This is a genomic window from Pseudomonas aegrilactucae, from assembly GCF_019168305.1.
Taxonomy (GTDB): Bacteria; Pseudomonadota; Gammaproteobacteria; order Pseudomonadales; family Pseudomonadaceae; genus Aquipseudomonas; species Aquipseudomonas aegrilactucae.
The window spans coordinates 1-9,856 of the sequence record NZ_JAHTBI010000143.1 but is presented as its reverse complement, the minus strand read 5'-3'; the positions used below and the strand labels follow the sequence as shown (position 1 = coordinate 9,856).

Annotated in this window: 12 protein-coding genes; 1 reads left to right on the top strand and 11 read right to left on the bottom strand. The window is 61.3% G+C overall.

Annotated features, from left to right (window positions below; genetic code table 11):
• From KUO17_RS25960 to KUO17_RS25915, 10 genes are all read right to left on the bottom strand, one after another.
• Positions 1-595 (bottom strand): phage tail protein (locus tag KUO17_RS25960; protein WP_217978411.1); only part of this gene is annotated, 595 nt, incomplete at its 3' end.
• Complete coding sequence (locus KUO17_RS25955; RefSeq protein WP_217978410.1) at positions 595-1,197, bottom strand: phage tail protein I; 603 nt, start codon at positions 1,195-1,197, stop codon at positions 595-597. The genes KUO17_RS25960 and KUO17_RS25955, both read right to left, overlap by 1 nt.
• Before the next feature lies 1 nt (position 1,198).
• The gene (locus KUO17_RS25950) at positions 1,199-2,080 is read right to left on the bottom strand and encodes a baseplate assembly protein (RefSeq protein ID WP_217978409.1); all 882 of its coding nucleotides are present in this window, start codon (positions 2,078-2,080) and stop codon (positions 1,199-1,201) included.
• The gene (locus KUO17_RS25945; RefSeq protein ID WP_217978408.1) at positions 2,077-2,403 is read right to left on the bottom strand and encodes a GPW/gp25 family protein; all 327 of its coding nucleotides are present in this window, start codon (positions 2,401-2,403) and stop codon (positions 2,077-2,079) included. Before KUO17_RS25945 ends, KUO17_RS25950 begins: the two co-directional genes overlap by 4 nt.
• 80 nt (positions 2,404-2,483) lie before the next feature.
• Entirely contained in the window at positions 2,484-3,044 is a 561-nt protein-coding gene (locus tag KUO17_RS25940; RefSeq protein ID WP_217978407.1) for a phage baseplate assembly protein V, read from the bottom strand.
• Positions 3,041-3,562 (bottom strand): hypothetical protein, encoded by a 522-nt coding sequence (locus tag KUO17_RS25935; RefSeq protein WP_217978406.1) that lies wholly within the window; start codon positions 3,560-3,562, stop codon positions 3,041-3,043. Before KUO17_RS25935 ends, KUO17_RS25940 begins: the two co-directional genes overlap by 4 nt.
• A 125-nt stretch (positions 3,563-3,687) precedes the next feature.
• Positions 3,688-4,245, bottom strand: a complete 558-nt coding sequence (locus KUO17_RS25930; protein ID WP_217978405.1) for a hypothetical protein — start codon at positions 4,243-4,245, stop codon at positions 3,688-3,690.
• A 62-nt stretch (positions 4,246-4,307) separates the two neighbouring features.
• The gene (locus KUO17_RS25925; RefSeq protein ID WP_217978404.1) at positions 4,308-5,147 is read right to left on the bottom strand and encodes a hypothetical protein; all 840 of its coding nucleotides are present in this window, start codon (positions 5,145-5,147) and stop codon (positions 4,308-4,310) included.
• A gap of 13 nt (positions 5,148-5,160) precedes the next feature.
• Positions 5,161-5,739 carry a 2OG-Fe(II) oxygenase gene (locus KUO17_RS25920; protein WP_217978403.1) on the bottom strand — a complete coding sequence of 193 codons (579 nt, stop codon included), beginning with the start codon at positions 5,737-5,739 and terminating at the stop codon, positions 5,161-5,163.
• Positions 5,740-5,741: 2 nt separating this feature from the next.
• The gene (locus tag KUO17_RS25915; protein WP_255263808.1) at positions 5,742-6,122 is read right to left on the bottom strand and encodes a phage holin family protein; all 381 of its coding nucleotides are present in this window, start codon (positions 6,120-6,122) and stop codon (positions 5,742-5,744) included.
• 650 nt (positions 6,123-6,772) lie between these two features.
• Between KUO17_RS25915 and KUO17_RS25910 the strand changes: the two genes are divergently transcribed.
• Positions 6,773-8,782 carry an acyltransferase family protein gene (locus KUO17_RS25910; protein ID WP_217978402.1) on the top strand — a complete coding sequence of 670 codons (2,010 nt, stop codon included), beginning with the start codon at positions 6,773-6,775 and terminating at the stop codon, positions 8,780-8,782.
• Positions 8,783-8,921: 139 nt separating this feature from the next.
• Here KUO17_RS25910 and KUO17_RS25905 read toward each other — a convergent pair whose 3' ends face one another.
• Positions 8,922-9,665: a LexA family transcriptional regulator gene (locus tag KUO17_RS25905; protein WP_217978401.1), complete on the bottom strand. Its 744-nt coding sequence runs from the start codon at positions 9,663-9,665 to the stop codon at positions 8,922-8,924.
• Positions 9,666-9,856 lie beyond the last annotated feature (191 nt).

Genomic DNA, 9,856 nt, shown 5'->3' with positions numbered 1-9,856 from the left:
CCCCGGCCTGCAGCGCAACACCATCCACCGTCTGCAACCCGCTCAACGTGATCGCAGCCGTGGTCGCGACCAGCACCGAATGCTTGAAGTCGCGCTTGGCCAGTTCCTCGGTCACAAACTCACGGGTGGCCAACACCACACTCGGGTCGATCTTGAGTTGCACATTGCTGGCGCTGCTGACCACCAGGTTCATGCGCACCACCTGGGTACGGCCCGAGCCCTGGTTGAGCAGCGGCTTATAGGTAGGCGCACAGTTGGCCACCGCAACCAGATCGCCGTCGGCATCGTACAGCCCCACCTCGCGGATCCAGCGCCCACCGATATCGGCGGGTATCACCTGCTCGGCCACGATGATCGCAGGGTCCTTCTCATCAACCTTGAGCTGATTGAGCGGCGCTCGCCGCCACTCGTTCAGCAGGCTGGTCCAGCTGGCGTCGGGCATCGGCAGCGGCGGGTTGTCCTGACCGCCGGGGCTGGCGTCGCCCACCGCCATGTGTGTAATTTTCCACGGGATGCCCAAGGCATCCGCATTGGCCTGTTTCGCGGCCCCCACCTTGGTCAGGATCGCGTAGAACTGGGAGTTCTGATCAACCATTAGTAAATGTCCAGATAGTCAATGGTGTGTTCTCGCCCACCACGCCCAATGGCGCCGATAACCTCGATGTCAGTCGGTGCGGGCGGGTAGATATCAAGTTCGTCGCCGTCTTGAAGGCCGGCGCCAAGGTAAAGCGAGCCGGTGCTTTCCAGGCTGATGACCAGGCCACTCAGGTGCCGGCTGACCGGCCGGGCGTTGTCGATCAGCCAGGTCAGCTCCTGGTAGGTTTTTTCACTGATGCCCGCGTCGGACACCCCGATCTTGAGCGCGAACGTACCCGGCTGTGCCGGGGGCGCAGCGTCGAACCACTCCTGCACTTCGATCAGGTAGCCAAACGGCTCGACCACCCGACGCAACGCGCCGATCGTGCCCTTGTGGGCATGTACATAGAATGAGGAGCGGATCACCGAGCGCTTGATGGCCTCGGACCAGGTGTCGTCCCAGCGGTCCACCGACCAGGCCCAGGCCAGCTGGTACAGCAGGTGCGCCGGGCAGGTGTCGGGGTTGTACAGCGTGCGCAGGGTGACCTTGAGGTCTTCGTGTGAAGCAGCCTCGACAGCTCGCTCCAACGGCGTGCTGTTGAGCGGCAGGAGGCTTTGCATGTCAGCCCCCTCGCGTCAGGTCGAAACCTGTGCACCAGGCGGCCTGCGCCTTGCTGGGGCGAATGTCGCTCCAGTCCTTCAACTCCACACGGCTCACGCCGGCAATGTGCAATTGCGCATCGATGGCCGAGCGCGAGACCTCCACGCCCAATCGCCGTCGGGGGTTGATCCAGGCCTGCAGGCGACGTTGGCATTCAGCCAGGGTAGCCTCGTTTTCCGGGCCGGTGCCGGCCAGATACAGCACCGCGTCGATGCGGTAAGGCAGGATCTCGGCGCTGCGCACGGTGAGCCGGTCGGCCACCGGGCGTACATCGTCATCGTCAAGCCGGGCATGCACCTGGGCCAGCAGTTCGGGGCTGGCAACGCCGTCGCCTTCAAGACTCAGTACCGTGACCTGCACCACCGCCGGCGACGGGCTTTCCGCCGACGCATCGGCCACCTGTCCGGAGGCATTGCGTGCATGCAAGATGTAGCTGTTGCGCGGCCCGGCGGTAGTCAGCCCTTCGTACACCAGTTGCACCCGCTCACGCAGGGCATCGTCTTCCTCCAGCACCTGCGCCGTTGGCGGCACGCTGCTGGTGTCCTCGGCCTGCACTACCAGCCGGGTCAACTGTACGTTGGCCGCCAACTGGTCCAGATCACTGCCCTGGGCATACGCCAGCAACAGCGCCTTGGCCGCGTCGTTGACTCGCGCCCGGTTGAGCAGCTTGCGGTAAGCGCCCACTTCCAGCAGTTTGGTCACCGGGTCGCTCTCCAGCAGCGCGTCCCAGTTGTCGCCCATGTGCGACCGGAAGGCCGCCAGGTCATCCTGGAAAATCTCTTCGAAATCGAGGTCTTCCAGCACCTGCGGCGCGGGCAGCGCCGATAGATCCACAGTGCTCATGCGGTTACCTCCAGCAATTGGCTGTCACCCAGGTACTGCCCACTCAGTTGCAGGCTGATCTGCCCCCCCACCACGGCCAGCACCCGTACCCGTTGCAGTTGCAGGCGCGGCTCCCAACGGGTAATGGCACGCGCCACTTCGGCCTGCACCGCGCTCTTCCAGCCTTCGTTGACCGGCAGGTCGACGAAACGGCGCAGCTTGCTGCCGTAGTCGGGGCGCATGCGCCGGCTGCCCAGCGGTGTGGTGAGAATGTCTTCGATGGACTGGCGCAGATGCCCGATGCCGGACAGCGTCAGGCCGCTACGGCGATCCATGCCGATCATCGCGGTACCTCCCTTGCCTCAGTGTGTGCAGTAGCCATGATGTCTCCAGGCATAAAAAAGCCCGCGGTGGCGGGCGGGGTTCAGTGCTTGTGGTTGGCGGTGTTGCCGCCGGTATCGATGATCTTGCCGGCACCCAGAATGTCGCCGGTCACACGCAGGCCACCGTTGATGCTCACCTCACCGGTCAGGGCAATGTTGGCGGCGTTCAAGGTGATCGCGTTGTCGGTGACCAGCAGCGAACTGCCCGCTACCTTCAGGCTGACCGTGCCGCCAGGCAGCTCGATGCTGTAGCTGCGAGCCTGCCAGTCGTAGACCAGCGAGCCGCCGTCGTCGAAGCGCCATACCTCGACATGCTCGCGGTTGTCGGGGGGCGCACCGGCATTGCCATACAGGCCCGGCACGAAGGTGCCCTGCGCCGGCTCGCCGCTGGGGCTGATCAAAACGCCCTGCTCGTCCAGGCTCGGCGCCCGCCAGTGGCGCGCCTTGCCGGCGGCCTGGCTGTGCCAGCGCACCCAGGCGCTGGTCCAGCCGGCGCCATCGGACACCCGTACCCTGGCCGCAGCCAGATCGACGCCCACCACGCGGCAGGGAATGACCAGTGCCGCCAGCATGCGGTCGTGCATGGCGCTTGTGTAGCTCATGCCAGGTCCTCCGGCGCTTGATAGGCGTCTTTGTGCGCAGGTCCCGTATCGGGGCTGAAGGCGAATGCCAGCGTGCCCGGTGGCTGGTCCGGCCATGGCCATTCGGTGCGACCCAGCAGCACTACCTGCTCCCACTGCACGTTCCAGGTCACGTCACCCGCCACGGCCCCGGTACTGGCATCGGTACTGGCGTGCACGTTGCAGGCGCCCTCGACGAAATCGAGCCCCCAGCGCTGCTGGCGCAGCAGGTCGATCAATTGCGCCGCCAGCATCCCCGCGTGAAGACGCGCCTGCGGGGTGCCAGTAGCCACGGTGATACGCGCACGCACGGTGGCGATTACCGCAGAACGGCCATCACCGGGATCCGTGCCCGAACGCATGTCGGTAATGCTGTGAAACAGCGCCGGCAGTGCGGTGCCCTCCGTTGCCTCGGCATAAGCGCCGACAGTGGCGAGCAGTGGCATAGCCGCCTGGACGGCCTCGGTGATGGCCGTATGTAAGGTCGTCAGTTCGCTCACGATCACTCCCAGGCAACGGCTCGAGCCGCTGCCAATGCGTCGAATTCAAGGCAAAAAAATGCCCAGGCGCAGGCCTGGGCTTCCAGCGTTCAAAGGTGAACGGCTCACCCTTGAAAATCACCCGTTCAAGGCGGGTCAGCGTTTGTCACTGCACCGTTCGCGGGGCGGCGAAACCATAGAAATGCTGCACCGATCAGGCCCAGCAGCGCCATGATCACGCCTGCGACGATCGCGTAAAGCCCGGCATCATTTGAAGCCGTGACCACATGATGGAACAGGCTGTCGTCGAACAGCACGCGACCATCGAGGGTGGCCAGCTCGCGCAGAATGGCGCCGTCCGGCCGCACCTCGATCATCAGCGATACCGGCGTGCCAATGCGCAGGCCCGCTTGCGCAAAGGCCTGCCTGTCGGCATAGGCAGGGCGGCGCTGCGGTTGCGCAACGCCCGGCAACTGGAACTTAGCCCCAAACTGAACCAGCGAGCTGTCCTGCTTCCATACAGAACCCTCGCTGGTCACTTTCCCCTGGACCTGAACCCAGCGCTGGTAGTCCGGCGCCTCATAGTGGCGCCAGGTGGCCAGGTACAGGCCTGCGAACGCCAGGTTGGTGATCGCGAACACCAGGCACACCAGGGTTTTGGTCCTGGTGGGCAAATCCTTGAACAGGGAAAGCGCAGAAGGCATGAAGCTCCTTGGGGTAATGCGGTTAAGGTCCGTTTCAGCCGTCAACCTTATCACGCAGGCCTTCAGAAGTAGCCGTCCTGGCTCCCGGAGCAGCAGCCATAGCCATCCTGGCTCGAGCCGGGGAACTCCAGCGGGCCGATATCGACACGCGCGATCGGGCCTTCGGGCAATTGAATGATCTGCGGGATGGTGCCACCGCCGCCGTAATAGACGCCGCCGCCGGAACCTGCGCCCGCACCCGGTTCAGGGTCGGGGATGAACTGCGCGCGGCTGAGCGACACGCTGTCGCTGCCTGGGGTCCAGTGGGCCACCGCAACGTTGCCCGAGTAGATCCCGGTAATCTGCTCGAAGGGCACCAGTTGCAGGTCTGGCGCCAGCCAGTAATCCGGGTAGCTCGCTTGCGGGGTGTCCTTGAAATAACGATCGATCACCGGCCCCACCAGGCTGTTGAACAGGTTGGTGGCGGCATTGGACGTGACGACGCTGTACAGGCTTGCGCTGACACCTACCGCCACGAAGCCCGCAGCGGCCAGCCCGGCACCGGCAGTCAGCAAGGTGATACCGGCTGCCACACCGGCAACGTTGCCGATAAGGCTCACCACATCGCCCGTCTGAAAGGTCCCCTCGGACGTGTACTCTGCGCTGATCTTCAAGAACACGATGGTGCCGGCCAAGGTGTTGGTCGGGATGCTCAGGAAGGGCACGAAACCCTTGGTGAGCTCCACCACCGACGTCACCGCCGCCGTCACGGCGATGCCGGTTTGGGCGCTCTGGCTGACCAGGCTGAAACCACTCCTGTCGGTGTTGAACTGATCGACCACCGAGGCCCCCGCGTTGACGTGCCCGACGCCGTCACTCGCCTTGTCGACAACGCCGACGATTACATCGAATTTTCCTGCCATGGATACTTTCTCCTTAAATGAGGGTCTTGAACGCCAGGGTCATGCGCAGCCGGTCGCAGGTGGCGGCGGGTGAACGGGCGCTGTGCGGCACATGGCCGTTGAAGATCACAATGCGGCCGGGCTTGGGCAGCACCGACTTGATGATGTTTTGCTTGGCGTGGTCGTAGAACACCAGTTCCCCGCCCCAGGACGAGGCCCAGTGCTCGTTGCAGAACATGACCACGGTGAGGCCGTTCTCGCTGGCCTTGTTGTCGCGGTGAATGGGCGAGTCCTGGCCGAAGGTCTGGCCATTGGCATACACGCCAAGCAAAGTGGCGTCAGGCATGTGGGCCGCTTTCACCCGGTCCCAGAACCCCGCCAGCACGTTCCAGTGTTCGTGTTCACGCAGCTCGTTCTCGGCTGAGCGCTTTTCCATGCGCTGGCTGCCGGCGACAAAGCTGTGCCAGCACGGGCGTACATACGGGGCATCGTTCACCGGCCAGCCATAGCGCCACCTGGCGCCGTTCAGTTGCTGCAGAATCTTGCTCTGTTCTTCTCCGGTCACCGCATCGTCAATGACGCGGATGTCCGCCTCGGTAAATACCAGGCTCATCTTCACTCCTTTTCCCGGTTGTAGTGATTAGGCACCGCAGGTGCCTGCTCGACGTCCGCTGCCTGTGTCCGGGCCAGGCCCAGGCGCCGTGCGGCCCAGCGCTCATACAAGCCGATAGCCACATCGGCACCGGCCATCGCAGTGAGGCAGCCGAAGGCTGCGGCGGTCCAGATCGACAGGCCGCTGGCGTACAGCAGCATCACCGTCGAAACGCCGCACACCATGCAGGCCCCGGAACGCAGCAGCAGTCGCCTGAACAGGCCCCAGCCACGGGCGCCCTCCTTGTCCGCGCGCCACATCTCACCGGACAGACCGCCCAGCAGCGCCAGGACGATGACCATCCAGATGGGCATTTCCAGCAACGTCTGTTGCTCGCTTGTCATGCTCGTACTCCCTGTTGAACAGCCGATCACTCGGCATTCCAAAAAGCCCGGTCGCCCAGGCTTTTCAGTAATGCGTTGTCGGATCGCCGGCCACTGCTGGTGCGCCGGGCGATCCCGCTTCAAATTGATTTTCCGACCGCGGCCGCCTGCCCGCCGGATAACTGCTTACGGTGCTTTACGCTGCACACCCGGGTCAGTTGCCAACCCTCTGAACAGTTCAGGCCTGTTCATCGCTGCCTTTGTCGCCGCCGGTGTCTGACCGGCTTGAGACAAAGGTTATGCGTAAATGCATATGCAGTCAATGCACCAGTGGAAATATTTACGCATTTTATTTTGCATTTGCGCATCAATCCCTTGCACAGCGAAGTCTGGAGGGGTGTTTGCCGGGGTGTTTGCCGGGTGATCAGGAAGGTGTCAGGGCTGCTAGGATCGGTTTGGTGACCCTTTGCGCGGCGATCCACCCCGCCACAGGGTGAACGAGGCTCGTTGGCTCGACGCCCCAGGGCCTGGTCAGAAAGGGATGGCATGTGGCCACCTGCGCGCCCCTTTTAAAGTTGCACTCGGGTGGAGGCAGATGGCTATAATCCCGAAATTTTCCTCGCTGTGGCGGGTTACTCTTCATCTGCTCCACCTCAAGTGCATACCCCCAAATGACTCAGCCGACGCTTCATCTTTCTCACCCCAAATATCGTCCCGATATTGATGGGTTACGGGCCGTTGCCGTACTCGCAGTGGTAATTTTTCACGCGTTTCCCACTGCATTGAAGGGCGGCTTTATCGGGGTCGATATATTCTTCGTCATCTCTGGCTATCTGATTTCAACCATCATCTTTGAAAGCCTTGATCGAGGGGCGTTCAGCTTTACCGAATTTTACGCACGCCGCATAAAACGGATATTTCCTGCGCTGCTGCTGGTACTGGTAGCCTGTTATGGCTTGGGCTGGTTAACGTTGCTGGACGATGAATTGCGGCAACTGGGAAAACATATCGCGGGGGGCGCCGGTTTCGTATCTAACCTGATGCTATGGAATGAAGTCGGCTACTTCGACAACTCGGTGGAAACCAAACCGCTGTTACATTTGTGGAGTTTGGGTGTAGAGGAACAGTTTTACATCGTCTGGCCCGTACTGCTGTGGATGGCGTGGCGGTTCAGGTTCAATGTGCTGGCACTGACAGTCATCTTGGCCGCCGTGTCATTTTTACTGAGCGTCAAAGGCGTCAAGCACGATGCAATCGCCACATTCTATTCACCGCACACGCGCTTCTGGGAACTGCTGGCGGGTACGCTTCTGGCCTGGTTCAGCCTCTATCGCCAGCGGGTGGTGCGAACGCGGCTTGCACAGGTACTTTCCCTTCTCGGGCTGTGTTTACTGGTGTTCGGTTTCCTCAGGATAAACAAAGGGCTCAACTTTCCTGGGAAATGGGCGCTTGTACCAGTACTCGGCGCTGTGCTGATCATCGCGGCTGGCCCCGATGCCTGGTTCAATCGCAGGGTGCTGAGTAACAAACTGGCCGTGTGGTTTGGCTTGATCAGTTTCCCCTTATACCTGTGGCACTGGCCCTTGTTGTCGTTCGCAAGGATTGTGGAGGGCGAAGTACCCACTGTCGGCGTTCGCGTAGCAGCCGTACTGCTGGCTATTCTTCTGGCTTGGCTGACATTCAGGCTGGTGGAGCTTCCCCTGCGCTCAAGGTGGCAGGGACGCTCCAAGGTCATTGTGCTCGTGCTGTTGGCAGTTGGCTGCGGAGCAACAGGCTATGTGACCTACATACAGGACAGTATTGCGCAGCGGACGCATAACCAAAAACTCATGGCCTATCAAAACAGTATAAAAGTCACTGATCGAGCGGCCGAATGCTTTGAAATACCCTATGCCTACAAGACGCCGGATGGCTGGTTCTGTGGGCTGGGTGAACGTGAGACTCCCGTTGAGTACTTTGCGTACGGTGACAGTCACGCACTGAGCCTGGTGCCGGCACTGGAAAAGTTTGCACGCGACCATAAGGTAGGCATGAAGTTTACGGGAACGTCCGGCTGCCCCTCGCTGTTGGGTATCCAGTCGCTGCGTGGCGAAGCCAGAATTGAAAAATACAATTGCCAGGCATTGAACGAGCGCATTTTCAACGACGTTCAGGCGTCAGGTATTAAGCACGTCATATTGATCAATCGCTGGACGTATTACACGTCATCTCCGTCACGCCCTTCGGAGTTCAATGGTATTGCAAGAGATCCATCCGCCAAGGCAACGGTTCAGGGCTCAACCAATGACCTTGTCTGGGCAATGGATCACACCGTTTCTCGCTACGCCCAGATTGGCGTGAACGTAATCTTCATCGAGGATAACCCGCAGCAGCGGTATGAGCCCAAGGATGTATTGCGGCGTGGGCGCGGCATAGAACGCGAGTACTTGAAGTTGTCGGTCAGCCGCGAAGAGCATGTTCGCAATCAAGCATTCGTGAACGCGGCGCTGCGCAAGACATCCGCCACGATCATCAACTTCGACAACGTGCTGTGCCCTGGGGATATCTGCCCGCTGGTAGAAGGTAATGAGTTTCTTTATTCCGATGATGACCACCTGAGTATCACAGGGGCGCTCAAGGTCTATCCTGCGCTGGCCGAAGGGCTTACCCGCTCGGCACAAACCGCCGAACTGGCGAAGTAGCCAGCGCGCTGCTGCTTGCTACCACAGGGCCGGCCCTGCAAGCGTTTGCAGGTATCGGTCTTGCCGGGGAAAGGATCGATATGGAGTTTGAGCAGGCACAAAAAACCCGCCGGAACGGGTTTCTGAGAAAGCGTCGAGCCTAGCGGGCGTACATGCCCCACCAGAACACATGCCCGAGGATGCTGATCTGCTCCTCCTGCATCTGCTGGAAGCTGTAATCTTCATCCGGGTGTTCGTCGCGGTTGAAGCTGCGCAGGCGGATGCCGGTAGGCAGGCGATACAACTGCTTCACCCGCAGCTGGCCGTTGTGATTGATGGCATACAGGTCGCCATCGACGATGTCGCCAATGCCGCTCTTGCCCGCGTTCACCCCCACCGTGGCGCCGTCACGCAGTACCGGCAGCATGCTGTTGCCGCGCACCGTCACGCACTTGGCCTGGTCGAACTGCACGCCGTTATGGCGCAGGCTGCGCTTGCCGAAGCGCAGGCTGGCCTTCTCGCTTTCCTCGATGACGAATCGTCCTGATCCTGCTGCCAACTCGACCTCACGAAGAAACGGAATGGAGACCTCGTCGTCCTCGACGGGGGTGTCGTCATCCCACAGGCTGATGTCCTGCAGCTGCACGTCGGCGCGCGGCGTACCCGGTGAGCGGGTGTCGCCCAGGTCGGCACGGCCGCGCAACTGGTCGGTGCTCACGCCAAAGTACTCGGCGATCTTCGACACATGCTTGTCGGAAGGATCGACGATCTTTTCGCTGAGAATCCGCGACAGGGTGGATTGGGGCACGCCGGTGCGACGGTGAAGCTCCGTGGGGGAGATCCCGTGGCGATCGAGCAATGCTCTTAAGACGGTAGCTACGTTGCGTTTTTGCATAATGCGCATAGTGCCCAGACCAACGCATAAATGCAAATCCAAATATGCATTAACAAATCACCGGGAGACAAAAGGTCACTGCGCCGCGTTGAGCCCGGCAATGGGGAAAAAATCCCTGTACCATGGCCCGCTGCCTTTGGTCTAAACGACACTGCGAGCCAAGTTTCTGCAATGAGCGATCTTTCCGCACACACTCCGAT